This is a genomic window from Bosea sp. Tri-49 (assembly GCF_003952665.1).
Classification (GTDB): Bacteria; Pseudomonadota; Alphaproteobacteria; order Rhizobiales; family Beijerinckiaceae; genus Allobosea.
Genome location: NZ_CP017946.1, coordinates 182764 through 207633, shown reverse-complemented (window position 1 = coordinate 207633; position 24870 = coordinate 182764). Strand labels below are relative to the sequence as shown.

Annotated in this window: 26 protein-coding genes; 12 read left to right on the top strand and 14 right to left on the bottom strand. The window is 67.7% G+C overall.

Translation table 11 applies throughout. From position 1 onward, the window contains the following. The first annotated feature begins 13 nt into the window (after positions 1-13). Positions 14-661 (top strand): TetR/AcrR family transcriptional regulator, encoded by a 648-nt coding sequence (locus BLM15_RS01070; protein WP_126109555.1) that lies wholly within the window; start codon positions 14-16, stop codon positions 659-661. An 82-nt stretch (positions 662-743) separates the two neighbouring features. Next, a complete protein-coding gene (locus BLM15_RS01065; protein ID WP_126109553.1) occupies positions 744-1067 on the top strand; it encodes a hypothetical protein in 324 nt (107 codons plus the stop codon). Positions 1068-1074: 7 nt separating this feature from the next. Here the strand turns inward: BLM15_RS01065 and BLM15_RS01060 are convergent, their stop codons facing one another. Continuing rightward, complete coding sequence (locus BLM15_RS01060; protein WP_126109551.1) at positions 1075-1959, bottom strand: AraC family transcriptional regulator; 885 nt, start codon at positions 1957-1959, stop codon at positions 1075-1077. On the opposite strand from BLM15_RS01060, the gene BLM15_RS01055 reads away from it, so the two are divergent. Then, complete coding sequence (locus tag BLM15_RS01055; RefSeq protein ID WP_126109548.1) at positions 1958-2368, top strand: DUF2000 family protein; 411 nt, start codon at positions 1958-1960, stop codon at positions 2366-2368. The two genes, BLM15_RS01060 and BLM15_RS01055, sit on opposite strands and share 2 nt — an antisense overlap. 114 nt (positions 2369-2482) lie before the next feature. On the opposite strand, the gene BLM15_RS01050 is transcribed toward BLM15_RS01055, so the two are convergent. Beyond that, the gene (locus tag BLM15_RS01050; RefSeq protein WP_126109546.1) at positions 2483-3493 is read right to left on the bottom strand and encodes an aldo/keto reductase; all 1011 of its coding nucleotides are present in this window, start codon (positions 3491-3493) and stop codon (positions 2483-2485) included. A 119-nt stretch (positions 3494-3612) separates the two neighbouring features. On the opposite strand from BLM15_RS01050, the gene fliK reads away from it, so the two are divergent. The 6 genes from fliK (at position 3613) to BLM15_RS01020 (ending at position 9680) form a co-directional block, all read left to right on the top strand. Beyond that, on the top strand, positions 3613-5142 hold the full coding sequence (gene fliK, locus BLM15_RS01045; protein ID WP_126109544.1) for a flagellar hook-length control protein FliK: 1530 nt from the start codon (positions 3613-3615) through the stop codon (positions 5140-5142). Further along, entirely contained in the window at positions 5139-5414 is a 276-nt protein-coding gene (locus tag BLM15_RS01040; protein WP_126109542.1) for an EscU/YscU/HrcU family type III secretion system export apparatus switch protein, read from the top strand. Before fliK ends, BLM15_RS01040 begins: the two co-directional genes overlap by 4 nt. After that, complete coding sequence (locus BLM15_RS01035) at positions 5411-6538, top strand: GNAT family N-acetyltransferase (RefSeq protein ID WP_126109540.1); 1128 nt, start codon at positions 5411-5413, stop codon at positions 6536-6538. Before BLM15_RS01040 ends, BLM15_RS01035 begins: the two co-directional genes overlap by 4 nt. Positions 6539-6599: 61 nt before the next feature. After that, entirely contained in the window at positions 6600-7607 is a 1008-nt protein-coding gene (locus BLM15_RS01030) for an NAD-dependent epimerase (protein ID WP_126109538.1), read from the top strand. Between the two features lie 8 nt (positions 7608-7615). Continuing rightward, a complete protein-coding gene (mog, locus tag BLM15_RS01025) occupies positions 7616-8161 on the top strand; it encodes a molybdopterin adenylyltransferase (protein ID WP_126109536.1) in 546 nt (181 codons plus the stop codon). 103 nt (positions 8162-8264) lie between these two features. Beyond that, positions 8265-9680, top strand: a complete 1416-nt coding sequence (locus BLM15_RS01020; RefSeq protein ID WP_126109534.1) for a mannose-1-phosphate guanylyltransferase/mannose-6-phosphate isomerase — start codon at positions 8265-8267, stop codon at positions 9678-9680. Between the two features lie 110 nt (positions 9681-9790). Here BLM15_RS01020 and BLM15_RS01015 read toward each other — a convergent pair whose 3' ends face one another. From BLM15_RS01015 to BLM15_RS00960, 12 genes are all read right to left on the bottom strand, one after another. Next, the gene (locus BLM15_RS01015) at positions 9791-10348 is read right to left on the bottom strand and encodes a glutathione peroxidase (RefSeq protein ID WP_126109532.1); all 558 of its coding nucleotides are present in this window, start codon (positions 10346-10348) and stop codon (positions 9791-9793) included. 129 nt (positions 10349-10477) lie between these two features. Then, positions 10478-10864, bottom strand: coding sequence for a response regulator (locus tag BLM15_RS01010; protein ID WP_110488895.1), 387 nt, complete (start codon positions 10862-10864; stop codon positions 10478-10480). Between the two features lie 112 nt (positions 10865-10976). Next, positions 10977-12083, bottom strand: a complete 1107-nt coding sequence (gene cheB / locus BLM15_RS01005) for a chemotaxis-specific protein-glutamate methyltransferase CheB (RefSeq protein ID WP_126109528.1) — start codon at positions 12081-12083, stop codon at positions 10977-10979. Continuing rightward, entirely contained in the window at positions 12083-12676 is a 594-nt protein-coding gene (locus BLM15_RS01000; protein ID WP_126109526.1) for a chemoreceptor glutamine deamidase CheD, read from the bottom strand. The genes cheB and BLM15_RS01000 overlap by 1 nt, the downstream gene beginning before the upstream one ends. Then, a complete protein-coding gene (locus BLM15_RS00995) occupies positions 12673-13473 on the bottom strand; it encodes a CheR family methyltransferase (protein WP_126109525.1) in 801 nt (266 codons plus the stop codon). The genes BLM15_RS01000 and BLM15_RS00995 overlap by 4 nt, the downstream gene beginning before the upstream one ends. A 73-nt stretch (positions 13474-13546) precedes the next feature. Next, a complete protein-coding gene (locus BLM15_RS00990) occupies positions 13547-15493 on the bottom strand; it encodes a methyl-accepting chemotaxis protein (protein WP_126109523.1) in 1947 nt (648 codons plus the stop codon). Between the two features lie 75 nt (positions 15494-15568). Further along, the gene (locus BLM15_RS00985; RefSeq protein ID WP_110488890.1) at positions 15569-16072 is read right to left on the bottom strand and encodes a chemotaxis protein CheW; all 504 of its coding nucleotides are present in this window, start codon (positions 16070-16072) and stop codon (positions 15569-15571) included. Between the two features lie 3 nt (positions 16073-16075). Next, the gene (locus tag BLM15_RS00980) at positions 16076-18340 is read right to left on the bottom strand and encodes a chemotaxis protein CheA (RefSeq protein ID WP_126109521.1); all 2265 of its coding nucleotides are present in this window, start codon (positions 18338-18340) and stop codon (positions 16076-16078) included. Positions 18341-18348: 8 nt separating this feature from the next. Further along, the gene (locus BLM15_RS00975; RefSeq protein ID WP_126109519.1) at positions 18349-18708 is read right to left on the bottom strand and encodes a response regulator; all 360 of its coding nucleotides are present in this window, start codon (positions 18706-18708) and stop codon (positions 18349-18351) included. 7 nt (positions 18709-18715) lie between these two features. Continuing rightward, complete coding sequence (locus BLM15_RS00970) at positions 18716-18997, bottom strand: STAS domain-containing protein (protein WP_129159451.1); 282 nt, start codon at positions 18995-18997, stop codon at positions 18716-18718. 115 nt (positions 18998-19112) lie between these two features. Continuing rightward, positions 19113-19580 carry a response regulator gene (locus BLM15_RS00965; RefSeq protein ID WP_110488886.1) on the bottom strand — a complete coding sequence of 156 codons (468 nt, stop codon included), beginning with the start codon at positions 19578-19580 and terminating at the stop codon, positions 19113-19115. Positions 19581-19647: 67 nt separating this feature from the next. Continuing rightward, the gene (locus tag BLM15_RS00960; protein ID WP_164547350.1) at positions 19648-21027 is read right to left on the bottom strand and encodes a methyl-accepting chemotaxis protein; all 1380 of its coding nucleotides are present in this window, start codon (positions 21025-21027) and stop codon (positions 19648-19650) included. Between the two features lie 251 nt (positions 21028-21278). Between BLM15_RS00960 and BLM15_RS00955 the strand changes: the two genes are divergently transcribed. The 3 genes from BLM15_RS00955 (at position 21279) to BLM15_RS00945 (ending at position 24791) form a co-directional block, all read left to right on the top strand. Then, positions 21279-22154, top strand: a complete 876-nt coding sequence (locus tag BLM15_RS00955) for a LysR substrate-binding domain-containing protein (RefSeq protein WP_126109513.1) — start codon at positions 21279-21281, stop codon at positions 22152-22154. Positions 22155-22495: 341 nt separating this feature from the next. Further along, positions 22496-23680: a cystathionine beta-lyase gene (gene metC, locus BLM15_RS00950; RefSeq protein ID WP_126109511.1), complete on the top strand. Its 1185-nt coding sequence runs from the start codon at positions 22496-22498 to the stop codon at positions 23678-23680. A gap of 91 nt (positions 23681-23771) precedes the next feature. Further along, the gene (locus tag BLM15_RS00945; RefSeq protein WP_126109509.1) at positions 23772-24791 is read left to right on the top strand and encodes an amino acid ABC transporter substrate-binding protein; all 1020 of its coding nucleotides are present in this window, start codon (positions 23772-23774) and stop codon (positions 24789-24791) included. Positions 24792-24870 lie beyond the last annotated feature (79 nt).

Sequence of the window (24870 nt, the reverse complement as noted above, 5' to 3'; positions counted from 1 at the left end):
AAAGGTGGCCATCATGGCCGAACGAGGCCGACCACGTGCCTTTGACCGGGCGCAGGCCCTGGAACAGGCGATGCTGCTGTTCTGGGAGAAGGGCTTCCAGGGCACCTCGATGAGCGAGCTCACCGGGGCGATGGGCATCAATGCGCCGAGCCTCTATGCCGCCTTCGGCAGCAAGGAGGCGCTCTATCGCGAGGCGATGGCGCTGTACGAGGATTGCGACGGCGCCGAGCTCGCCGCCGCCATCGCCGCCGCGCCAACGGTCCGCGAGGCGATCGAGATGTATCTGATGCGCTCGGCCGCGCTGTTCAGCCGTCCCGGCAAGCCGGCGGGCTGCATGGTCGTGCTCTCCGTCGTCCATGCCGCAGGCACCAGCGAAGAGGCCGGCCGCGCCTTGCGCGATGCACGCGCCGAGATGCAGGGCGTGCTGGAGGAGCGACTGCGCGCCGCGATCGGCAGCGGCGAGCTGCCGGGAGGCGATCCGGCCGCCATCGCCGCCTTCTACTGCACCGTGCAGCAGGGCATGTCGGTCCGCGCTCGCGACGGTGCGTCCCGCGCCGAGCTCGAAGCGGTGGCGCAAGGGGCCATGGCAGCCTGGGGCGGCTTGACCGGAACGTTTGCCCCACCGCATGCGGCGGCAGGAGAGCTTGCGCGTCCCGCTTAACCTCTTGCTTAGCCTGAGCTGAGGCTTTGCTGGGCAGGAAAGGCGCACTCAGGCACAATCATGCCGCGCAATGGAGCCTGGCATGATCCGTCGTCTCGCCGTCGCCGCCCTCGCTGTCGCTTTGCTGCCGGCAAGCGCCGAGGCCGCCAAATTCCGCTTCGGTGGCGGCCGTTCGTCCACCACCCATGCCGGCCAGGGCCAGCGTGACGGCTCCCATGTCGTGGTCACGCCGACGCTGCGCAGCCGCCAGACGCAGAACGCCGCGGCGAGCCAGCCTCTCCGCATCGCGACGCCCGCTGCCACCGCCGCGGTCGAGACGGCCGATCTTCGCGGCACACAATCCGCAGACCCGCGCATCTGGTGCCGCTCGCAAGTGGTCGTCGGTGGCTTCTGCATCCTGAACTGAGCCGCGCTCAGGCGGCTTCAGGCACACCGCCGACCTGCATCGCCCGCCAACGCCCGGGCGATTGCCCATAAGCGCGGCGGAAATGCCGGGTCATATGGCTCTGGTCGGCAAAGCCGCTCGCTGCCGCAGCCTCGGCCAGCGCCTCGCCCCGGCGGATCAGCAATCGCGCCCGCTCCAGCCGGCGCATCACCAGGTAATGATGCGGGCTGGTGCCGTAGCGGCGGCGGAACTGCCGCGCCAGCGCATAGCGGTCGAGCCCGGTGATCACCTCCAGCATCGCCGAATCGATCGCCTCGTCCCGGCTCTCGCTCAGGACATCGCGCGCCCGCTCGCAGGCCCGCATGGCGATCGTTTCCGCGCCCGCCAGTGCACAGGACGGGTCGAGCCGGAGCAGCGCCTCGGCCAGCGCACCGATCGCCGCATCGCGCTCCAGCGGCTCCAACCCATGCTCGACATCGCCGAGCAGGCCGACCAGCGCCCGCATCAGGCTGCCATCGCGGCAGACCGCATTGCCAATGAACGGGATCGCGCTGGCGCGCCCGGCGAGCGCCGCCATGATCAGGCCGGGCTCGACATAGGCCATCCGGTAACGGAATCCGCTCTCGATCCCGGCCCGGCCATTATGCAACTCGTCCGGATGCAGCACGATCAGGTCGCCCGGCGTCGAATCCCGCTGCGCGCCACGATAGTCGAAGCTCTGCACCCCGCTGATCGTGTATCCGATCGCGTAGGTGTCGTGCCGGTGCGTGTCATAGGCATGGCCGCTGAAGAAGGCCTCGATCCGCTCGATGCCCTCCCCGTCCGGCGCGGTCCGGATCCAGTCGCCGGGCGAGGCAAGCGCGCACGAACGTTCAAGACCGGCCGGCTCGGCGGGTTCTATCGCTGTCGGCATGCGCTTCGACACCAAGATTGCCATCATCGTCCTAGAAGAGCTCGCCGCCTGGCAGAAGCTCAACGTCACCGCGTTCCTGTCGGGCGGGCTGGTCGCCGCCGCGCCGGAACTCGGTGGTGAAGCTTACCGCGACGGCTCGGGCAAGGTCTACGGTCCGCTGGCGCGCCAGCCGATCCTGATCTTCGCCGCGACCTCGGCCGATCTCACCCGCGTCCTGCGCCGGGCCGGGGAAGCGGGCCTGACGCCCTCGCTCTACACGCGAGAGCTGTTCGCGACCGGCCATGACGAGGCCAATCGCGCCGCCGTCGCAGCCGTCGCGACGGATGCGCTCGACCTGGTCGGCATCGCGCTGCATGGCGAGCGCAAGGCCGTCGACAAGGCGATCAAGGGGCTGAAGCTGCATCCTTGAACACTGCACCGTCATTGCGAGCGCAGCGAAGCAATCCAGGGGGACATAGAGCTCTGCCGGCCCTGGATTGCTTCGTCGCTTTCGCTCCTCGCAATGACGGGCGGTGCGCCGTTATCACCCCGTCCGCGCCGCCCGTCCCTCCAGCGGATAGGCCGGGTCGCTATAGCCCGGCGTCGAGGGATGGCCTGCCGGCACCAGCCGATCGACCAGCGCCTCGTCCTCGGCGGTGAAATCGACCGAGAGCGCCGAAAGATAGCCCTGCCACTGCTCCATGGTGCGTGGGCCCGCCACCGCCGCGGTCAGCAGCGTGTTGTTCAGCACCCAGCGGACCGCGAACTGCACGGGCGTCAGCCCCCGCCGCGCGGCATGGTCGGCGATGGTGCGGGCGATGACGAGCGATTCCTCGCGCCATTCGGTCTGCATGATGCGCTTGTCGGCGCGCCCTGCCCGCGTGCCTTCGGGCGGCGCCTGGCCGGGCTCGTATTTCGCCGTCAGCACGCCGCGCGCCAGGGGCGAATAGCTGGCGACGCCGAGCCCGTAATAGCCGCAGGCCGGCAGATGCTCGACCTCCGGCGTGCGGTTCATCGCGTTGTAATAGGGCTGGCTGACCACCGGCCGGTCGATGCCGAGCTCGTCGCAGAGCCGGCAGATCTCGGCGACGCGCCAGCCGCGATAGTTGGAGACGCCGAAATAACGGATCTTGCCGGCGCGCACGAGGTCGCCGATCGCCCGAATTGTCTCGGCGAGAGGCGTCTCGTGATCCTCCTTGTGCAGGTAGTAGATGTCGATGAAATCCGTGCCGAGCCGCTTCAGGCTGGCGTTACAGGCCTCGAGCAGCCATTTGCGCGAGAGCCCGCGCTGGTTCGGCCCCTCGCCCATCGCATTCGCCGCCTTGGTCGCCAGCACCCAGTCATGGCGGTTGTCGGCGATGGCGCGGCCGGTAATCTCCTCCGAACGCCCATCCGCATAGACGTCCGCCGTGTCGATGAAGTTGATGCCGGCTTCGGCGGCACTGTCGATGATCGCGCGCGCATCGGCCTCCTCCGTCTGCGCGCCGAACATCATCGTGCCCAGGCAGAGCGGCGAGACCTTGAGGCCGGAACGGCCGAGTGCGCGATAATCCATGACGATCTCTCCAGAACAGGCGCGCAAACCTGCCGCAGAGATGTCGCCCGCACCAGCGCCACAGGCGCAACACGGCCCAGCGCAAGAAAATCCTTAACATTTCGTGGCAGGCTGTTCGGATGGCAGCCATCCCGCCCGATCCGGCGCAACTCGCCGCGCTCGTCAAGAGCCAGAGCCTCGCGACCCTGCTCGCGGCGATGAATGGCAATGGCGGCCTCGCAGCCGGCAAGACGGTGGAGGCCAAGCTCGTCGCACTCGATGGCGACGGCAACGCCACCGCTTTGGTCAACGGCGTCAAGGTCGCGCTCGTGCTCGCCGGCCCCGAGGCCAGGCAGGCGGCGTTGCAGCCCGGCGCCAGCCTGGTGCTCAAGCTCGCCGCGCCGGCCGAGCAGGGCGCTCCGCTGCAGGCGACGCTCGTCGGCATTCGCCCGCCAACAACTGGCAGCCCCAACGCTTCGGCCCCGGCTGGGCAACCGACTGTTGGCACGCCCTCGGCCGCTCCACAGCCGGCCCAAACGGCGATCTCGCCCACCATTGCCGCCGCAACTGCACAGACAACGACTGCCCCTGCTGCCTTGCAGGCAGGTCTCGCGGTCCCCACCGCGCCGGTCACTCCGCAGACCGCGCCCGCCTCCCCCCGTACGGTCGCCGGCCCTCTCCTCGGCGCCGCGCTCGGGCGCCAGGACAGCTTCGCTCCGCTCTTCGCCAATCTCGGCAGTCTGGCTCAGGGCTCGGTCGCGTTCACCTTGCCGAAGCCGCTGATGACGCTGGTAAACCAGATCCTCGCTCAGCGGCTGCCGGCGGAGGCCAGGCCAGTCACGCCCGAAGCGCTGAAGGCCGCTATCGCCCGCTCCGGCGTCTTTCTCGAAGCACGGCAAGCGGCGGGCGAGGCTCCGACGCCGCAGACCGATCTCAAGGCGGCGCTACAGAGCCTGCGCGACCTTCTCAAGCCTGCGGTCGAAGGCGCACCGGCAGCGAGGTTGCCCCTTCCCGGCGAGACGACGGCTGACACTGCGCCGCAGCCCGGGCGCCCGGCCGTGCGCACGGCGCCAGAGCAGGATACCGCTGCGTCGACGGCAGCCAAGGCGCGCCCTGCCCCGCCGCGCGACGGCATGCTGACGCCGCAGCCAGCCGCTGAGCCGAGCCTCAACAGCGCCGCCCGCCCCGCCATGATCGCGCAGACATTGTTCGGCCAGGCGGAAGCGGCGCTCGACCGGATCGCGCTCGCCCAATACGCCTCGCTGCCGCAGGAGGCCGCGCGGCTCGACCAGCAGCCACAGGCGCGCTGGCTCACCGAGATTCCGCTTGCTTTGCCGAACGGCACCGCCGTGCTGCCGCTCGAGATCGAGCGCGATCCGCCCCAACCCGGCTCCGCGACACCCGACGCGCCGCTCTGGCGGGTGCGCTTCGCGCTCGATGTCGAGCCGCTCGGCGCGTTGCAGGGCGTGGTGACATTGCAAGGCCGTGCCATCGGCGTCTCCTTCTGGGCTGAGCGCGAAGAGACCAGCCGTCTGCTGCGTCAGGCGACGCCCGATCTGGAGACCTCGCTGCTCAGGTCGCGCTTCGACAGCGCCGAGTTCGAGGTCTTCACCGGCCACCCGCAGCAGGCCAAGGCGAGCGCCGGCCAGTTCCTGGACCGCCGCTCATGAGCCAGCCTTTGCCGCTCGCCGTCGCGCTTGAATATGACGGTCAGGGCGCACCGCGCGTCACCGCCAAGGGCCATGGCCTCGTCGCGGAGAAGATCGTCGAGACGGCGCGCGAGCACGACATCGCGGTCGAGCAGAACGCCGTGCTGGCGCAGGCGCTCTCGGCGGTCGAGCTCGAGGACACGATCCCCGAGGAGCTCTACCTCGCGACCGCGCAGGTGATCGCCTTCGTGCTCGGGCTGCGCCGCCGCAGCGGTGGCCCGCCGCGCCCATGAGCTCAGCTGTCGCGGTCCGCCGCCTGACGGCCGGGACCTATGGCGCCACCTACGCCGAAGCCTTCGCCGATCTCTGCCGAAGGGCCGAGGCGCCCAACCTTCATATGGCGCCAGCGGCCGTCGCGGCTACGATGAGCTTCGGCATCGCCGCCGACGATATCGTTGTCCTCGCGGCGCACGAGCAGGGCGAGGAGCGCCTGCTCGGCATCTGGGCCCTGGGCCGAGCCCGCAGCATCCACACCGGCTTCGCACCCGTCCTCGAAGCGCCACTGGTGCCGCTCTACGAGGTGTCCTCAGCCCCGGTGCTCGACCGTGAGCGTGCGGGTGATGTCGCCGTGGCGCTGGTGCGCGCCATCGTCGAGGCGCCCGATCTGCCGAGCATCCTGAAGCTGCCTCTATTACCCATGCAGGGTAACGTCTTCTCCGCCATCGAGTCCGCGCTGGCGGCAACCGGCGACACCATCACGACCTTCGAGCGCTGGCAGCGGCCGATGCTGGTCCCCGAGCCGGGAGACGATGCCGAGCGCTATCTGCGGCGTGCCCTAGCCCAGGGCTACAAGAAGCGCCTGCAGCAGCACCGCCAGCTCGAGAAGGCCGGCGCGCTCGCCTATGAGCGCCATCGCGGCGCCGATGCCTTCGCCGCACTGGAGGATTTCCTCAAGCTCGAAGCAGCCGGCTGGAAGGGCCGTGGCGGCACCGCGCTCGCGAGCCTGCCGGAGCATGTTGCCTATATCCGCGAGATCGTCGGGAATTTCGCTGCCGTCGACGCCGCCCGTATCGACCTGCTGCGGCTGGACGGCACGCCGATCGCCGGCGGCCTGCTGCTCGACCTCGCCGGGCAGTCGCACTTTCTCAAGATCGCCTATGACGAGACTAAAGCCCGCCTCTCGCCGGGCCGGGCGCTGGCCATCGAGATGCTGCGCGCCGATTTCGCCGTGGGCCGCCCGTTCCGGCTGGACAGCGGCGCCGGCGACCGGGTCGATCCGTCGGCCTATCCCTGGGGCGAGCGTCAGGAGATGGCGAACGCGATCGTCGCGCTCGGCGGCCGAACCGCCATCCTGCCCCGGCTCGCAGCGACCGCGCGCAAGCGGCTAAGGCGCTGGCGCGACCGCGGCCCGCGTTGACCGGGACAGCAAGCTGCTCGATAGACGTAACCTTGACGCCGCGACTGGCGCGAGGAGGATCATGCGCGTTCTGGTGACGGGGGCTGCCGGCTTCATCGGCAACGAGACAGCCCGGGTTCTGCTCGAACGCGGCGACGAGGTCGTCGGCATCGACAACCTCAACGATTATTACGATCCCGCCTTGAAGCAGGCGCGCCTCGCCCGCCTTGCCGGCCATAACCGCTTCAGCTTCGAGACGCTCGACCTCGCCGATCGCGACCGCATGGCCAAGCTTTTCGCTGAAGGCCGCTTCGAGCGCGTCGTCCATCTCGGCGCCCAGGCCGGCGTGCGCTTCTCGATCGACAATCCGCAGGCCTATCTCGATTCCAATCTCACCGGCTTCGGCCATGTCCTCGAAGGCTGCCGCCGCAATGGCGTCGAGCATCTCGTCTACGCCTCGTCCAGCTCGGTCTACGGCGCCAACACCCGCACGCCCTTCCGCGTCGAGGACAATGTCGACCATCCGGTCAGCCTCTACGCCGCGACCAAGAAGGCGAACGAAGGCATGGCCCATGCCTACAGCCATCTCTACGGGCTGCCGACGACGGGCCTGCGCTTCTTCACCGTCTACGGCCCCTGGGGTCGGCCGGACATGGCGCCGATGATCTTCACCCGGAAGATTTTGGCCGGCGAGCCGATCGAGGTCTTCAACGAGGGCAAGCACGAGCGCGACTTCACCTATGTCGACGATATCGTCGAGGGCGTGGTGCGCGTGCTCGACCAGGTCGCCGCGCCCGATCCCGCCTGGTCGAGCGACGAGCCCAGCCCCGCGACCTCCTCCGCGCCCTGGCGGCTCTACAATATCGGCAACTCCGATCCGGTGCCGCTGATGGACTTCATTGCCACAATCGAGCAGGCGGTCGGCAAGAAGGCCGTGATGGAGATGAAGCCGCGCCAGCCCGGCGACGTGCTGCGCACCGCCGCCGACGTCTCGGCGCTGGAGGCGGCGGTCGGCTTTCGCCCGCACACCCCGCTCGCCGAGGGCATCGGGCGCATGGTGCGCTGGTATCGCGATTTCTACCGCGTCTGAGGAAAACCATGGCGTCCCCTGCGAAGATCGGCATCGTCACCGTCTCCGACCGCGCCTCGGCCGGCGTCTACGCCGACGAGGGCGGCCCGGCCATCCTCGATTATCTCGCCAAGGCGCTGACCAGCCCGTGGCAAGCGATCACCCGCGTCATCCCCGACGAGCGCGGCGGCATCGCGCAGACGCTGATCGAACTCGCCGACAAGGAGGGCTGCTGCCTGATCGTCACGACGGGCGGTACCGGCCCTGCCCCGCGCGACGTCACGCCCGAAGCGACCGAGGATGTGATCGACAAGCTGATGCCCGGCTTCGGTGAATTGATGCGCCAGGTCAGCCTCGCCAAGGTGCCGACCGCGATCCTCTCGCGCCAGCTCGCCGGTACTCGCGGCAAGTCGCTGATCGTCAACCTGCCCGGCCGCCCGCGCGCCATCGCCGAATGCCTCGACGCGGTGATGCCGGCGATCCCCTACTGCATCGACCTGATCGAGGGACCGTACCTCGAAACCGACCCGGCCGTGATCGTGGCGTTCCGACCGGGGCAGAAGCCGAAAGGGTGAACAGGATCTCGACCGACACCATCATCCTCTCCTAGCGAGCGTTTATCGGATGGTAGCTTCGGTGCTGTAGGAATGGGGGACCAGTTTTCGCCGGAACCCGTTCATGGCTGCAAAGATCGTTCCTCTCATCATGGCCGGCGGCTCCGGCACCCGGCTGTGGCCGCTCTCGCGCGACACCATGCCGAAGCAGTTCATCGCGCTGCTGGAGGACGGCCTCTCGACCTTCCAGGCGACGCTGCGGCGCCTCGTCGATCCGGCTTTCGGCGCGCCGATCGTCATCACCAACAATGATTTCCGCTTCATCGTCGCCGAGCAGATGCTGGCGCTCGGCATCAAGGGTGAGATCGTGCTGGAGCCCGAGCGGCGCGATTCCGCAGCGGCCATCGCGGTCGGCACGGTCATGGCCAGCAAGCGCGATCCGGAAGCCGTCTGCGTCGCGCTCGCCTCCGACCATGTCGTCGGCGACGCCGAGGCCTTCCGCGCGGACTGCAAGCGCGCGGCGAGCTTGGCTGCGACCGGGCTGATCATGACGCTCGGCATCAAGCCGACGCATCCCTCGACCGCTTATGGCTATCTCGCCCCGGGCAAAGCGCTGCCCGAGCCCGACGCCAGCCGCCTCTCCCGCTTCGTCGAGAAGCCGAAGCTCGACATCGCCGAAAAATATGTCGCCGAGGGCTATCTCTGGAACAGCGGCAATTTCCTGTTCGCCGCCAAGACCATGCGCGAGGAGCTCTCGCGCCATGCACCAGCCGTGCTCTCGGCGGCCGAGGCTGCGGTCGAGAAGGCCACCCGCGATCTCGACTTCCTGCGGCTCGATCCCGAGAGCTTCGGCAAGGCCACCAAGATCTCGATCGACTATGCCGTGATGGAGCGCACCTCCCATGCCGGCATGCTCGCCGCGTCTTTCGACTGGTCCGATGTCGGCTCCTGGGATTCGATCCACGCGATCAAGCCGCAGGACGCCGACGGCAATGTGCTGGAGGGACCGGCGGTTGCGCTCGACACCCGCCGCTCGCTGATCCGCAGCGAGGACGTGCTGACCACCGTGGTCGGGCTCGACGACGTCGTCGTGGTCTCGACCCGCGATGCCGTGCTCGTCGCCTCCATGTCGGCAGCCGGCAAGGTCAAGACGCTGGTCGAGCAGATGAAGGCAGAAGGGCGCCCCGAGGCCAGCGAGCATCTGCGCATCTACCGGCCCTGGGGCTGGTATCAGCGCATCGACATCGGCGCCCGCTTCCAGGTCAAGCGCATCCACGTCAAGGAAGGCGGCCAGCTCAGCCTGCAGAAGCATTTCCACCGCGCCGAGCATTGGGTCGTCGTGCGCGGCACCGCCGAGGTCACGCTCGACGGCACTGTCAAATTCGTCCACGAGAACGAGTCGGTCTACCTGCCGATCGGCTGCACCCACCGGCTGAAGAACCCCGGCAAGATCGGGCTCGAACTGATCGAGGTCCAGGTCGGCAGCTACACCGGCGAGGACGACATCATCCGCATCGAGGACATCTACGCGCGCAGCTGAGGGCGCCCGCGCGCTGCATCGTCATTGCGAGCGCAGCGAAGCAATCCAGGGCCGTTGAGCGAGCCCTGGATTGCTTCGTCGCTTGCGCTCCTCGCAATGACGGATAGGGCTCAGCCCTTCTCCAGCTCCTGCCCGATCGCGCGGACGAGTTCCGGCGCCAGCGGGTCGCTGCGCGAGCTGAAGCTGCCGATCAGGCTGCCATCGCGGCCAATCAGGTATTTGTGGAAGTTCCAGTTCGGCAGCTCGGTCGGGCGCTGGTTCGCCGCCCAGCGATAGAACGGATGGGCATCCGGTCCGCGCACGACGTTCTTCTGCGTGATCGGATAGTTCGCGCCATGGCTCTGGCGCACCGCCTCGGCGATCGCCGCGCCGTCGAGCGGCTCCTGCCCGCCGAAATCATTGCTCGGCACCGCGATCAGGACGAGGCCGCGGTCGCGGTAGCGCTGCCAGAGCTGTTCGAGCCCGACGAACTGCCCGGCAAGGCCGCATTGCGTCGCCGTGTTGACGATCAGGATCGGCTTGCCGCGATAGGCCGAGAGCGGAATGCGCCCACCCTCCGCCCGGTCGAAGCTGAAGGCGTAGGCATTGCTGTCCCCTTGCGCGGCCAGCGCCGGAGCAGCCGGTGCGAGCGCGAGAAGAGCGAGAAACTGGCGGCGATGGAAGCGCATGGGAAGCTCCGCGATGATGCCAGGCTACTGCCGGATTAGCCTACTCGCCAAGTAAGATATCCGCGAGCGGAAACGAAAACGCCCCGGCACGGGCCGGGGCGTTGATCGTTCGCGAGGAGCGCGGGCCGCTCAGCAGGCCAGAACCTTCTTCACGCGCACCTCGAGATCGCGCAGCTCATAGGGCTTCACGACGTAATGGTCGGCGCCGTTGGTGGTCGCTTCGTCCATCTTGTCGACCGAGCGCTCCGAGGTCGCCATGATGATCTTGATCTGATTGAGCTCCGGCACCGAGCGGATGGCGCGCAGGAGGTCGATGCCGCTCATCCCGTCCATGTTCCAGTCGAGCAGCAGCAGATCGTAGCGCTTGGTCTGCATTTTCATCAGGGCTTCGCGGGCATTCTCTGCCTCATCGATGTCCTGGAACTCGATCTGCTTGAGGAAATAGGTGGCAAGGCCGCGCATGCTCTTCTGGTCGTCGACCACAAGGATGCGATACTCGCTTCTCGCCTTTGACATGGCACTCTCCCATAGCATCGGACCGAAAAGTGGATTCCACTTTTCGGAGGAATCCGATGCGATAACAATGTGATAGATCATCGTGACCGCGTCCGTTCGGACGCGCGATGATCTATGCGGTGCGCTGCTGCGGGCGCTCGCCCAGCAGTCCCGCGATGGCGCCTCCGATCTGGTCGAGCGGTACGACCCGATCAGCGGCGCCCAACTCGAACGCGGCTTTCGGCATCCCGTTTACCACACAGGTCTCGCCACTTTGGATTAACGTCGCAGCACCGGCTTTGCGCATAGCTAACAAACCGTCAGCGCCGTCGCGGCCCATGCCGGTGAGCAGGACGCCGATCGCGTGGCTGCCGAGCGAGCGGGCGACCGAATGGAACATCACGTCGACCGAAGGGCAGTGCCCGCTGACCAGCGGCCCCTCCTTGACGACACAGACGAGTTCGCCGCGCCGCTCCTCGATCTCGAGATGCTTCGTGCCGCCCGGCGCGACCACCGCCATGCCCGGCCGCAGGCGATCGCCATCGGCCGCCTCGCGCACGTCGAGCCCGGTCGCAGCCGAAAGCCGGGCCGCGAACTTGGCCGTGTAGCCGGCCGGCATGTGCTGGACCACCGCGATCGGCAGGCGCAGATGCGCAGCATCGCGCATCACGGTCTGCACTGCCGGCACGCCGCCGGTCGAGGCGCCGATCGCGATCAGCGAGACCTTGCCGTGGTTGGCAGGCATATGCACCGCAACGGGCCGGGCCGGAGCGCTCTGGGGCCGCTGCTGCGTGACCATTTCCTTCGCAGCCGCCATCAGGCGCCGGCTGGCCGAGGCACGTTGCAGCGCCGCCGCGACATGCTTCATGAAGCCTTCGAGCGTATGGGTCGCCCCATCCGGCTTTTCGATGAAGTCGATCGCGCCGAGCTCCAGTGCCTGGATGGTGTTGTCGGCACCCGGCCCGCCAAAGGCCGAGACGATCAGCACCGGCAGCGGATCCTGTTTCAGCACCCGGGCCAGCAGCTTGAGCCCATGACGGCCGGGCAGCTCCATATCGAGCGTCAGGATGTCGGGCCGCAATTCCTGGATCGCGTCCCAGCCTTCCTCGGCGCTGCCGGCGACGCCGATCACCTGGAAACCGGGTGTCGAGTTGACGATCTGCGTCATCAACTTCTGCATCAGCACGGAATCGTCGACGACGAGGACTTTGACCGGGCCACCGGAGGTCAGCACGCTCATCACCAGATCTCCACTTCACCGGCAACAGGCTGGGTCTTGAGGCGGTTGAGATAGGCCATTTCCTGCTCGCGTTCGGGATCGCGCGCCGCCTGCTGGACATGCTGGACCCAGGCGCGTCCGGTTGCGGGCTGGTAGTGGATCCGGCGCGAGCGCGTGCCGCCGACATCCCTGGATACGACCGGGATGCCCTCGCGGGCGAGGAACTCGTTGACGAAGATGATATTGCCCTCGCCGATCGCCAGCATGGTCGCGCCGGAGAGCACGCGCGCCCCGCCGAAGACCTTGGCCTCGAGCTGGCCACGCCTGGCGCCGCGCTTCAACAGGCCGTTGATCAGCACTTCCATGGCGGTGTCGCCGTAACGCTCGCCGGCGCTGGTGTCGGTGCCGCCATTGTTCTTGGGCAGCAGGAAATGGTTGAGGCCGCCGACGCCGATCTGCGGGTCGCGCATGCAGACCGAGACGCAGGAGCCGAGCACCGTGGCGACGATCTCGTCCTTCGCCGCGGTGATCTCGTGCTCGCCCGGCGCGACGGTGATGATGGTGGCGTCGAAGCGCGGATCGAAATAGCGCCGTGAGGATCGGTTCAGGCTCATGGCGTGCGCTCGTAGATCGTCCGGCCGATCAGCCGCAGTTGTGGATGCGGCTGGGGCAGTGATTCAGAATGGCCGAGATAGAGAAATCCGCCGGGCTGCAGCAGCGCGACATAGCGGTCGAGGATCGCGGCCTTGGTCGGCGTGTCGAAATAGATGAAGACGTTGCGGCAGAAGATGACGTCGAACGGGCCCTTCATCGGCCAATTCTCGATCAGGTTCAGCCGCTTGAACGCGATCAGCCGCTTGAGTTCTTCGGCGATACGCGCTTCGCCGCGCCCGTTCTGGCCTTCCAGCTTGAGCAGCGGGCGTAAGTCCGCCGGCAGCCTGTCGAACTGATCGGTGGGGTATTGCCCAGCGGCGGCCCGGTCGAGGATGTCGGTGTCGATGTCGGTCGCCAGGATCTTGAAATCGAGATCGCTGCGGTTGCCGATCACGTCGCGCGAGATTGCCGCAGCGCTGTAGGGCTCCTCGCCCGACGAGCAGGCCGCCGACCAGATCCGGATGCGACCGCGCCGGCCAGACCGCTCCTGGATCAGGCGCGGCAGCACGTCCTTGCGCAGGTGGTCGAAATGGTGGCGCTCGCGGAAGAAGGCGGTGTGGTTGGTGGTGACCGCGTTGATCAGCTCCGGAATTTCATCCGCTGCCGACGCCGTGCGCAGATAGGCGCAGTATTCCGCGATCGAGCCGAGGCCCAGTACTTTGACGCGCCGCGCCAGCCGCCCGCGCGCCATCGCCTCCTTGTGCTCGCGGATGACGATGCCCGCGTGCTCGTAGACGAGCTTGGCCACAAGGGCCATGTCGTCCCGACTGAGCGTGGTGTCTGACTGGGCAGGTTGAGGCGCAAGCATGCTTCGGCCTTGGCGATACGAACTAGAACTCGGCCCACTCGTCCTTCCGTCCGCCGGCGACGCGGCGGCGCGGAATGACAGGGCGGGCTTCGGCGGAATGGATGTCCTGGCGGACGGGCAGGCGTCGCGGCTCGGCCGGCGTGTTCGCGGCGGCCGGGCGCTGCCAGTTCGGCTCGACCGAAGCCGGCCGCGCTTGCATCGGCGCCCTGCCCAGCTGGAAGAAACCGGCGAGCTCACGCAGCGCCTGTGTCTGCTCGGCGAGGCTCGCGGCCGAGCCGGCGCTCTGCTCGGCCAGCGCCGCATTCTGCTGGGTCGCCTCGTCCATCGCCGCGACGGATCGGCTCATCGCTGCGATGTCGGTCGCCTGCTCGGCGCTTGCCTGCGAAATCTCCGAGATCGTGGCGGAGACCTGCTCCACCGCCGTGACGATGCGGCCGAGCGTCTCGCCGGTCCGGCGCACCAGGCGCACGCCCTCGGCGACCTCAGCGTTGGAATTGGCGATGACGCCCTTGATGTCCTTGGCAGCGGTGGCCGAGCGCTGCGCCAGCGTGCGCACCTCGCTCGCGACCACGGCGAAACCCTTGCCGGCATCGCCGGCGCGGGCCGCTTCGACGGCCGCATTGAGCGCCAGCAGATTGGTCTGGAAGGCGATGCCGTCGATCACGGAGACGATCTCGGCAATCCGCGCCGAGGACTGCTCCATCCGCCCGATCGCACCGATCGTCTCGGCCACGGCGTCCTGACCGCTGCCGGCAACCGCCATCGCTTCGCCAACAAGCGCGGTCGCGGCGCGCGAGCGGCTGGCGCTCTGTCCGATCGAGGTCGCGAGCTGGCCGGTTGTCGCCGACGTCTCTTCCAGCCCGGCAGCTGACTGCTCGGTGCGGCCAGCAAGGTCTTCCGCGCCGGCCCTGATCTCCCCGGCCGTCGCGGCGACCTGTGCCGTTGCCACCTGGATGCCCGAGACCGTCTGGGTCAGCCGCGCGAGCGTCTGGTTGAGTCCGGCCTTCAGCTCGCCAAGGCGCCCGTCATAGGCACCATCGACGCGTCCGGTCAGGTCGCCCTCGTTGAGCCCAGATAGGACCGTCGCGAATTCGTTTGTGGCAGCCTCGACGATCGTATTGATCTCGTTGATGCCTTCAGCGATGCGCTGCAGCGCCTCCGGCTTGCCGGCAAGCGGCACGCGCCGGGAGAAATCGCCCCCGGCCGCCGCGGCGACCACTGCCGCGACCTCGTCGGCAGCACGCAATTCCTCGGTCAGCTCGCGCCATTCGATCGTCGAACCGAGCCTCTGGCCGCCAGGCTGCGTCATGATGGTCAGCGTCAGCGCGACCATGCGCCGGCCGAGCGGCACGCGCATCGTGCGGGCTTCTGGAACGCCCTGGGGGCCGGCGAACAGCTCCAGCACCTTGCCGAGCATGTCCTTGGCCGAGACGCCCGGGAACGCCGCGCGGAAATCCTCCTGCGCCCCGCTGAAGAAGCTCAGCAGCGACTTGTTGACGTAGACGACACGGTCCTGCGCATCGCAGACCATGATGCAGGTGCGGCAGCCGTCGAGCGCAGTGCGGATACGCCCTGCCTCGAGGGAACTCTCCTGGACCTGGCGCAGCGCCCGCGACAGATCGCCGATCTCGTCGCGGCGGGTAAGCTCGGGCATGGCCTCGGCTGTGCCTTCCGAGAGTTTCTCCATGCCTTCGCGCAGCGCCGTCACCGGCCGCGTCAGCGAGCGGGCCGTCAGCCAGCCGAGGCCGGCGGCGATGGCGAGGCCGGCAGCGCCGAAGGGCAAGGCCGTACTGGTGAGCGCCGACAGCGCGACCTCAGCCTGCTGGCTGGACAGGCCAAGGGCGCCGAGCTTTGCGGCTGCGCTCTGCTGAACCGCGAATGCGACGAGCCCGCCTGAAACAGCGGCGCCGCCGGCGAAGAGCGCCGGCAGCTTGACCGATAGTTTCGAGAGGACGCCCAGTTGGCTCATCGGCTCGTTTGTCTCTCAGGCGATCGGACTGATCTCTGGCCTACCGGCTGGGCGCTGCCTGGGGCCATCGGATGCTCAGGCGACGCGCAGTTGCTTGTCCTGGTTGTCACCGCCGTCACGGATCACCGCTGCAAGGTCGAGCAGGGCGACGATCTCGGTGTCGAGCAGGACGAGGCCTTCGATCAGCCCGTGCTCGTCACGCTCCAGATCCGGCGCCGGACGGACCGCGCTGACCGGCACGTCGACGATGTCCGAGACCGAGTCGACCAGGAGGCCCGCGGTCTTGTCCTCGACATCGACGACGACGATGACATGGGTCGCGGTGGCGTCCGTCGTGCCAAGCCCGATCGCGGTGCGCAGATCGTAGACCGCGAGGATGACGCCGCGCAGGTTGAGCACGCCACGCACATGCGGAGCCGCATGCGGCAGCGGCGTCGTCGCCTGCCAGCCCTTGATCTCGCGGACCATGCCGACATCGATGCCGAAGGTACGGTCGCCGACCCGGAAGGTGACGATCCGGCGCGCCGCGGACTCAGGCTGCGCCGAGGTGAAGTGCTTTTCGCTGAGCTGCAGGGACATGGTTCATCCAGCCAGTTTGAGTTCGGGAACGGGTTGGCGGACGCCCGATGCGGCCAAGCGCAACATCGAGTCGACATCGAGAATGAGCGCGACGAGGCCGTCGCCCAGAATGGTCGCGGCGGAGGCGCCGTTGACCGTGCCGTAGTTCGATTCAAGGCTCTTCACGACGACCTGCTGCTGGCCGACGATCTCGTCGACGGCGATGCCGACATTTCCGCCGCGCTCGGTCTCCGCGATGATGATGATGTTCTCGTCGCGCGTGCCGGCCGAGCCCATCACGGCACCCAAGCGGTGGAGCGGCGTGATCTCGCCGCGCCAGCGCAGCACTTCCTGACCGAAGGTCAGGTGCTCGATCGGCGTGTTGGCGAGGTGCTGGGTCTCGATCACGCTGGCGATCGGGATGACGTAGCGGTCGTCGCCACAGCGGATCACCATGCCTTCGAGCACGGCGAGGGTCAGCGGCAGAGCGAGGGTGAACTTGCAGCCGCGGCCGGGTTCCGAATCGACGCTGATGCGGCCGCCGAGCGATTCGACGTTGCGGCGCACCACGTCCATGCCGACGCCGCGGCCGGAGATGTCGCTGACCGCGTCGGCCGTCGACAGGCCGGCGGCGAAGATCAGCTGATCGATCTCCTCCGGCGCGAGCTTCTCGTCGGCACCGACGAGTCCGCGGGATTTCGCCTTGGCCAGCAGCCTGTCGCGACCAATGCCACGCCCGTCATCGGTGACCGAGATGACGATGCGACCGGCGCGGTGCTCGGCGATCAGCCTGATCGTGCCTTCCGGATGCTTGCCGGCGGCGATGCGTTCGTCAGGCGTCTCGACCCCGTGATCCATCGAGTTACGGATCATGTGGGTCAGCGGATCGGCCAGTTCCTCGATGATGGTCTTGTCGACTTCGGTGTTCTCGCCCTCGAGGACGAGCTTCACTTCCTTGCCGAGCGTCTGGGCGAGCTCGCGCACCAGGCGCGGCATGCGCTGGAACACCGCCTTCACCGGCTGGGCGCGCACGGCCATGACATGGTCCTGCAATTCGCGCGTCTGGCGCGACAGGGTCAGGATGCCCTCGGCGGTCTTGGCATAGACATCGTAGGGCAGCGAGCGCACGCACTCGACCAGCATGGACTGGGTGATGACGATCTCGCCGACCAGGTTCATCAGCCGGTCGATGCGGTCGAGATCGACGCGGACGCTGACAGCCTGGCGCTGGCGGGCGGCGACGGCATCGTTGGCGGCGGGTCGCACTGGCGCGCGCGGCGCCGCTGGGGCTGCGGCCGCTGCGGCAGCCGCGACCGGAACCACGGCAGCGACGGGCTGGATGTCGGGCTCCGGCGCGGCATCGGCGCTCGGCCCGAGCCGGGCAAGGATCGCCGACAGGTCGGCAGCGACGCTTTGCGGCACCTCGGCCGGAGCCGCGGGGGCGGTCTCGATCTCGGCATCCGCCAGGACCTCGACCTCGAACTCCTCATTGGCGAGGGTGAAGTCGAATTTCGAGACGATCTCCTCGGCCGACAATGCGGTCCGCATCATCACCTCGAAGCGCATATGGCAATCGGTGACGTCGAGGGCCTCGAGCGGGGGGACGTGGCTGAGATCACAGGCGACCGAGACGATCTCCTCGGCCGGCAGGATGCCGATCGCCACGCGCGGCTCGATCACCCGGCGGAACAGGTCGGCTTCCGGCGTGATCTTGATTCTGACGTCATGGCCGAGCCGGCGGACCGGCGCAGCGGCGACGGGCTCGTCGTCCCAGCCATCGTCCTTGGCGGGCGCGGCCGGTGCCGGCGCGCCCATCTTGGAATCGACCAGGGCGAGGAGGTTGCCGAGCGCGGCAATGCCGGGCGGTGCATCCGCCACGAGCGCGGCCGGAGCGGCCGACGGCGCCGCCTTGGCCTGCCCGACCTGCTCGAGCGCTGCGAGCAAATCGGGGCGCACCGGCGCGACCTCGTCATTGCGCGCAGCGTTGACGAGATCGGAGACCGCATCCGAGCAGCGCAGGAACAGGGCGAATGGTGCATCCCCGAGCGCGACGCGGCCCGAACGCAGATGGTCGAGCGCAGCCTCGAAGACATGCGCGAAGCCGACAAGGTCGGTGCAGCCGAAAGCGCCTGCGCCACCCTTGATCGAGTGGATGGCGCGGAAGGCGGCGTTGACGTCCTCGGGATCGCTCGAGCCTTCATCGAGCAACTGGAGCTTCTGCTCCAGCGCGCCGAGGAGTTCCTCGCACTCCTGGAAAAAGGTCTGCTTGAGTTCCGCCAACGGATCCATAGACCGCCTCAGTTCTGGTAGCGCGCGACGAGGCCGAGCAGGGTGTTGGGTTCGAACGGCTTGACCATCCAGGCGCTGGCGCCGGCACGGCGGCCTTCCGCCTTGATCTCGGCACCGTTCTCGGTGGTCAGCACGATGATCGGCGTGTTCTGGCCCGCAGCCCGTGCGCGGCAGGCGCGGGTGAACTCGATGCCGTCCATGATCGGCATATTGAGATCGGTGATGACGAGGTCGGGCTTGAACTGGTCGAAACGCACCAGCCCTTCCTCGCCGTTCTCCGCCTCGGCGACCTCATGGCCGGCATTGCGCAGCGTCATGCTGAGCAGGCTGAGCAGGGTCTTGGTATCGTCGATCGCGAGAATCTTCATCGCGGGATCACTCCAAAACGAGAGCGCTTTGCGCCGGGTCGAACCCGATCGCCTGAAAGGACTGGCGGCATTCTTCGGACACCGCCTTGAGCGTGACGCTGAGCCCGCGCGCCTTGGCGCTGGTCGCCGCCGCATGCATCAGCTGGATCCACAGGCTCGGGAACGGGCCGGCCTCGGCGCATTCCACTGCGATGCTTTCCTTCTGCTCCAGCGCGACGAGGAGCTGATTGCGGAACGCAGCAGCCTCTGATCGACCGAGGAAAGGCGGAAGGGAGACGGTGATGACCACGGCGGCGCGCCCTGTGATTGGTGACTAGGCAGAATCTGCACGATTAGTAAAAATTTCACTAAGCTGGCGCTGCCGCGGCAAGGATTGTGACCATTCCGGGGCAACAATTCCTGCTTCAGAACAGGCTGTTGCTGATTGCGCGCGGCACCAGCGTGATGGCGCCGTTCGCTTCCTTGTATTTGCGCGGCACGTTGATGATGCCGGACAAGTGCAGCCAGAGATTATTGGGCGAGATCGGCTTCACGATGATCTCGTGCGCGCCGAGCTTGGCGGCTTGCACCACCGAGCGCCGGTCGGGCTTCTCCATCATCACCAGCACCGGCGCCTTGGCGAAGGGCGAGGTCTTGAACGAGCGGATCGAGGCTAGGCATTTCAGACTGTCGCCATCGGGCAGGTCCCAATCCAGCATCACGATGTTGGGTTGCTTCTGGATGAAGGTCGTCGCGGCGGTGGAGAGGTCGGCCGCCTCGAAAACGCGTTGCAGCTGTGCCTGATAGAGCATGGTGCGGATGATCCGCCGATAGTGCGGGCTGGGATCGATCAGCAGCACCGAGAGATTGGGGAAGGATGGCGCGATATGCATGTCAGCAACTCGAAACGCGTACTCAACACGACACTGGAGACGACCGCTCCGGTTCCCCTACCGCCTCTCAGACACTGAGCCCGAACCGGACCCCGCCCCAGTGGCGGCCCCGGACGAAGATCGGCGCCGATAGGTCTTCCATCACCAGGAAATTGCCGCCGCCCATGTCGCGCCGGTAGGTCTGGAGCAGGAACGGTTTCTGGTTGCGCGCCGCAGCGAGCCCGGTGCGATCGTTGAAGATCCGACGGTTGCGGCAATTGGCGTTGTTCCAGACCGGGTCCGATCCCTGCGGCTGCGAATATTTGCGGTTATGCGTCGGCAGGTAGCCATTGCGGTCGATCGCTGCGCAGAAGACGATGCGCTTGTTCACCGTCAGCAGTCTCTCCTGCACCGGCGGTAGCAGCCGATCGGTCAGCGCTGTGAAGCGGCTCATGAACTGCTGGGGATCGCTGCCCGGGACCGGCCGGTAGGCCTCGTCGAACAGCTCGGCCAGGCCGACCTCGCCCTTCGCGACGACCTGCTCGAACAGGTCCGACATCGTCGCTGCCGCCTCGACGGCGATCTCGATCATGTCGGATTGCGGCGTGCGCACGCCGGAGCCCGCGATCGCGCCGAGGATCGCCTCGCTGGTCGAGACCAGCGACGCCCCTCGCCGCGCCGCGACCTCGAGGTTGCGGCCGGACTGGTCGACGCCGGCAACGAGGTCCCTCAGCTCATCGCCGACCTGGGCGAAGGCGATGGCATTCTCGCGCGCAGGATTTGAAATCGAGTCGATCTCGCCGATCAGGCCGACCACCGAGCGGCCGAAATGGTCGAGCTCGCCGATCTGCTGCGAGATGCCCTGACTCTCCTCGCTGGCGCGCCGCGCCGCCTGTGCATTCGCCTCGCTCTGCTTGGCCAACTGGTCGACGGTCGCGACCAGCGCGTCGAGCTGCTTGGCGCTCGCCGAGGTGGCGTCGCGGGTCTGCTCGGCGAGCTGCTTCACCGCCGCGGCGATGACGGCAAAGCCACGGCCGGCGACGCCACTGCGCGCGGCCTCGACGCCGGCATTGATCGACAGCAGCTGGATTTCGCGCGTGATCGTCTGGATCGCTTCGCTGGCCTCGCGGACCTTGTGCGCCCGGCTCACCGCCTCGCCCAGCGCCTGCGAGATCGACTGCGCGCCATCGGACAGTGCGGCGATGTCGCTCTGCGCCGCATTGAGCCCCTGCCGGACGGCGCCTGTGACGCGTTCCAGCCCGCTCTTGACCACGGACGCCGCTTCCTGGGCGGCCTCGGCAGAATGCTGGATCGCCTGATTGGAGCGCGAGACCTGGTCGACCGAGGCGACGACGCGGTGCAACCCGTCGGTCTGCCGGTCGAGCTCGGCATTGACGTCACCGATACGACCGGACATATCGGTGATCTCGGCGCTGAGCTTGCCGAAACGCTCGGCGATCTCGCGCACGGCCTGAGCCGCAGCCCCTGCGCTCGACGCATCCTCATTGGCAGGATCAGGCAGCTTAAGAGCCTGTGCGTGCATTGACGCTGCGCTTTCATCTTGGAGTTCTGCCCGGCGACCCTACGGAAACAGGGTAAACCCGCGGTTAAGGGCGGCCCTTCCGCAAAATCGCGTCCCGGGCCCGTGCTCGAGCGGTTTCCTCCGCCCGGCACCACGACTAGGCTGCCCGTCGCAGGACAGCCTGGGGCACGCACCGCTTGAACAGCCGACAGCTCGAAACCTTCGCCGCGGTGATGAAGGCCGGCACGATCTCGCGCGCCGCCGAGCTGCTCGGTGTCACCCAGCCCGGCGTCAGCCGCGCCATCGCCGAGCTCGAACGCACGCTCGGCTTCATGCTGTTCGACCGCATCCGCAACCGCATCGTCGCGACGCCCGAGGGCAAGCTGTTCTACGCCCAGGTCCAGGCCTCCTTCCTCGGCATGGACACGCTGCGCGCCACCGCCGCCCGCATCCGCGACCACGGCGCCGGGCAACTGCGCATCGGCTCGCTCTCGGCGCTCGGCTCCTCGCTGGTGCCAAGGGCGGTGCGCCGCTTCCGCGACAGGCGCCCGGACATCGCGGTGACGCTGATGGTCCTGCCCTCGCGCGATGTCCGCGACGGCGTCGCCTCCGGCGCCTTCGACATCGGCCTCGCCGCCGACGAGATCGACACATCCGGCGTCCTCCACCAGCCTTTCGTCCAGCCGCGCGCGCTCTGCGCCATGCCGCTCGGCCACCCGCTGGCGGAGAAGGAGGTGATCAGCCCGGCCGACCTCGATGGCGTCCCGTTCATCGCCTATGTCCCGGAAGACCGCGCCCGCCAGAGGCTCGACCGCATCTTCGACGAGGCCGGCGTCAAGCCACGCATCGTCGTCGAGACCATCTATGCCGCGACCGTCTGCGCCCTCGTCGCCGAAGGCGTCGGCATCGGCCTGGTCAGCCCCTATGCGGTCGCCGGCGCCGATCCGTCCCGGCTGGTGCTGCGCCCGTTCGAGCCGGAGGTGCAGAGCCGCAGCCTGCTGATCCTGCCGCTCGATCGGCCGAAATCGCAGCTGGTGCGAGACTTCATCGATTGCCTGATGGAAGTGCGCTAGCCGGAAGCTTCCACGTCATTCCGGGGCAGACCGCACGGCTGAGCCCGGAACCCATGACCACGACGCTCATCGTCATTGCGAGGAGCGTAGCGACGAAGCAATCCAGGGGGATGTGGAGCTCTGCCGCTTCTGGATTGCTTCGCTTACGCTCGCAATGACGGCATTTCGTTCGGCATTATCGTGTTCATGGGTTCCGGGCCCGGCGCTGACGCGCCGCCCCGGAATGACGGCGTGATCTTGTCGCAAACACCCTGCTCATAACGCCCAGGCATCGAGCCATGAGTTTTCGCTGATAGCCGGCAGGGCGCCGTGGAGGGAACATGCCCTTCAAAGGAGCCCCCATGCACGACACCACCCGCAGCGTTCACCATCCGGCCGTCAACGAGGAGGGCTATGCCAGTCTGACGGTGCCGACCCACCGCGCCTCGACCATCGTCTACCCGGATGCGGCGAGCTTCTTCGCCCGCAGGCATCGCGGCTTCGACGGCTATACTTACGGCCTGCATGGCACTCCGACGACGCGCACGCTGGAAGCACAACTGACCGCGCTGCATGACGGTGTGCGCACGGTGCTCGTCCCCTCCGGCCAGGCCGCGGTCACCATCGTCCTGCTCTCGGTGCTGCTGCCGGGCGACAAGGTGCTGATCCCCGATCAGGTCTACCAGCCGGTGCGCAGCTTCTGTGAGGAGTACCTGAAGCCGCGCGGCATCGACTACGCCGTCTACGACCCGCTGATCGGCGCCGGCATCGCCGATCTCATCGACGAGACGGTGAAGCTGGTCTGGGTCGAGTCGCCGGGCTCCAACACGATGGAGGTCCAGGATGTGCCGGCCATCGTCAAGGCGGCCAAGGCCAAGGGTGTGCTCGTCGGCTGCGACAACACCTGGGCGACGCCGCTGATCTTCAAGCCGTTGGCTCATGGCGCCGACTTTGCCTGCGAGGCACTGACCAAGTATGTCGGCGGCCATTCCGACCTACTGCTCGGCTCGGTCACCGTCGCCGATCTCGGCCTGCGCGAGAAGCTGAAGGAGACGCTGCGCGGCTTCGGCGTCGGCGTCTCGCCCGACGAATGCCAGCTCGCTCTGCGCGGCCTGGAAACCCTGGCGCTGCGCCTCGCCCATATGGGCAAGGTCTCCGAGGATTTCGCCCGGCGCCTCACCCGCTCGCCCGCGGTCGAGACGGTGCTGCATCCGGCCCTGCCCTCCTGCCCTGGCCATGAATTCTGGAAGCGCGACATGGGCCGCTCGTCCGGGGTGTTCAGCATCGTGCTGAAACCGGTGCCGCACGCTCTATTCGAGGCGGCACTCTCGGCGCTCGAGGTCTTCGCCATCGGCGCCTCCTGGGGCGGCACGCGCAGCCTGGTCGCACCGCTGGCGCCGGATGGCGAACGCACCGTCATCCCCTGGCCCCATCCGGGACCGGCGCTGCGCATCAGCATCGGCCTCGAGGACCCGGACGACCTCTGGAACGATCTCGATGCGCTGCTGATCGCGCTGGAACAGCCGGCGGCCGCCAAGGTCGCCTGAGGCCGAAAGACTGAAGATGACGAACGCGGCGGGGGCACGTCTCCGCCGCGGCGGGAGAGCTTTGCCTAAAAACAACAACAGGGGATCGACGATGAAACGGATTTTGCTTCGCCTGACCGCCGTGCTGGCGCTCGCCGCCGGCTTCGCGACGCCTGCCGACGCCAACACGATCAAGATGATCCGCGACCGCGGCAAGATCATCTGCGGCACCAGCCCCGGCGTCGCCGGTTTCTCGACCCAGGATGCCAACGGTCGCTGGCAGGGCTTCGACATCGACATCTGCCGGGCGCTCGCAGCGGTGATCTTCAACGACACCGAGAAGGCCGGCTTCGTCTCGCTGACCTCCAAGGACCGGCTGATCGCCCTACAGGCCGGCGAGATCGACGTCCTGCCGCGCACCACGACCTGGACGCTGTCGCGCAATGCCGGCCAGGGTGTCACCTTCACCACCGTCAACTACTATGACGGCCAGGGCTTCATGGTCTCGAAGAAGCTCGGCGTCTCCTCCGCCGCGCAGCTCGGCGGCGCCTCGGTCTGCGTCGCCCAGGGCACGACCAGCGAGCTCAACCTCGCCGACTACTTCCGCAAGCTCGGCATGAAATACGAGGCCGCCGCCTTCGGCACCTCCGAGGAGGCGCTCAAGGCCTACGAGTCCGGCCGCTGCGACGCCTACACCACCGACATCTCGGCCCTCTCGGCCGTCAGGATGAAGCTGCAGGACCTCGACGATCACGTCATCCTGCCTGAGGTCGTCTCGAAGGAGCCGCTCGGCCCCTGGGTCCGCACCGGCGACGAGACCTGGTTCAACCTGGTGCGCTGGACCGTGCTCGCCCTGATCAACGCCGAGGAGCTCGGCATCACCAAGGCCAATGTCCAGGAGATGCTGAAATCCTCGAACCCGGAGGTGAAGCGCTTCCTCGGCCTCGACGGCAAGATGGGCGAGGCAATGGGCGTCAGCAACGACTGGGTCGTGCGCATCATCTCCGCCGTCGGCAATTACGGCGAGAGCTTCGAGCGCCATCTCGGCAAGAGCTCGCGCCTGCAGCTGGCACGCGGCCCCAACGAGCTCTGGAGCAGGGGCGGCATCCAGTACAGCCCGCCCTTCCGGTAAGCCTTGCGAGGCGGGCACACGGAACTGCCGGACTTCCCGGCAGTTGTAGACTCCGTTGCATCACCAAGGAGTACTGACC

Coding starts and splice junctions, on each gene's coding strand:
- BLM15_RS01035 (WP_126109540.1), top strand. CDS start 5,411: ATGAGCTCAGCTGTCGCGGTCCGCCGCCTGACGGCCGGGACCTATGGC.
- mog (WP_126109536.1), top strand. CDS start 7,616: ATGGCGTCCCCTGCGAAGATCGGCATCGTCACCGTCTCCGACCGCGCC.
- BLM15_RS00965 (WP_110488886.1), bottom strand. CDS start 19,580: ATGCATATCGCGCCATCCTTCCCCAATCTCTCGGTGCTGCTGATCGAT.
- BLM15_RS01065 (WP_126109553.1), top strand. CDS start 744: ATGATCCGTCGTCTCGCCGTCGCCGCCCTCGCTGTCGCTTTGCTGCCG.
- BLM15_RS00945 (WP_126109509.1), top strand. CDS start 23,772: ATGAAACGGATTTTGCTTCGCCTGACCGCCGTGCTGGCGCTCGCCGCC.
- BLM15_RS01020 (WP_126109534.1), top strand. CDS start 8,265: ATGGCTGCAAAGATCGTTCCTCTCATCATGGCCGGCGGCTCCGGCACC.
- cheB (WP_126109528.1), bottom strand. CDS start 12,083: ATGAGCGTGCTGACCTCCGGTGGCCCGGTCAAAGTCCTCGTCGTCGAC.
- BLM15_RS01010 (WP_110488895.1), bottom strand. CDS start 10,864: ATGTCAAAGGCGAGAAGCGAGTATCGCATCCTTGTGGTCGACGACCAG.
- BLM15_RS00990 (WP_126109523.1), bottom strand. CDS start 15,493: ATGAGCCAACTGGGCGTCCTCTCGAAACTATCGGTCAAGCTGCCGGCG.
- BLM15_RS01050 (WP_126109546.1), bottom strand. CDS start 3,493: ATGGATTATCGCGCACTCGGCCGTTCCGGCCTCAAGGTCTCGCCGCTC.
- BLM15_RS01055 (WP_126109548.1), top strand. CDS start 1,958: ATGCGCTTCGACACCAAGATTGCCATCATCGTCCTAGAAGAGCTCGCC.
- BLM15_RS00980 (WP_126109521.1), bottom strand. CDS start 18,340: ATGGATCCGTTGGCGGAACTCAAGCAGACCTTTTTCCAGGAGTGCGAG.
- BLM15_RS00995 (WP_126109525.1), bottom strand. CDS start 13,473: ATGGCCCTTGTGGCCAAGCTCGTCTACGAGCACGCGGGCATCGTCATC.
- fliK (WP_126109544.1), top strand. CDS start 3,613: ATGGCAGCCATCCCGCCCGATCCGGCGCAACTCGCCGCGCTCGTCAAG.
- BLM15_RS01040 (WP_126109542.1), top strand. CDS start 5,139: ATGAGCCAGCCTTTGCCGCTCGCCGTCGCGCTTGAATATGACGGTCAG.
- BLM15_RS01015 (WP_126109532.1), bottom strand. CDS start 10,348: ATGCGCTTCCATCGCCGCCAGTTTCTCGCTCTTCTCGCGCTCGCACCG.
- metC (WP_126109511.1), top strand. CDS start 22,496: ATGCACGACACCACCCGCAGCGTTCACCATCCGGCCGTCAACGAGGAG.
- BLM15_RS00975 (WP_126109519.1), bottom strand. CDS start 18,708: ATGAAGATTCTCGCGATCGACGATACCAAGACCCTGCTCAGCCTGCTC.
- BLM15_RS00985 (WP_110488890.1), bottom strand. CDS start 16,072: ATGTCCCTGCAGCTCAGCGAAAAGCACTTCACCTCGGCGCAGCCTGAG.
- BLM15_RS01070 (WP_126109555.1), top strand. CDS start 14: ATGGCCGAACGAGGCCGACCACGTGCCTTTGACCGGGCGCAGGCCCTG.
- BLM15_RS01030 (WP_126109538.1), top strand. CDS start 6,600: ATGCGCGTTCTGGTGACGGGGGCTGCCGGCTTCATCGGCAACGAGACA.
- BLM15_RS01060 (WP_126109551.1), bottom strand. CDS start 1,959: ATGCCGACAGCGATAGAACCCGCCGAGCCGGCCGGTCTTGAACGTTCG.
- BLM15_RS01000 (WP_126109526.1), bottom strand. CDS start 12,676: ATGAGCCTGAACCGATCCTCACGGCGCTATTTCGATCCGCGCTTCGAC.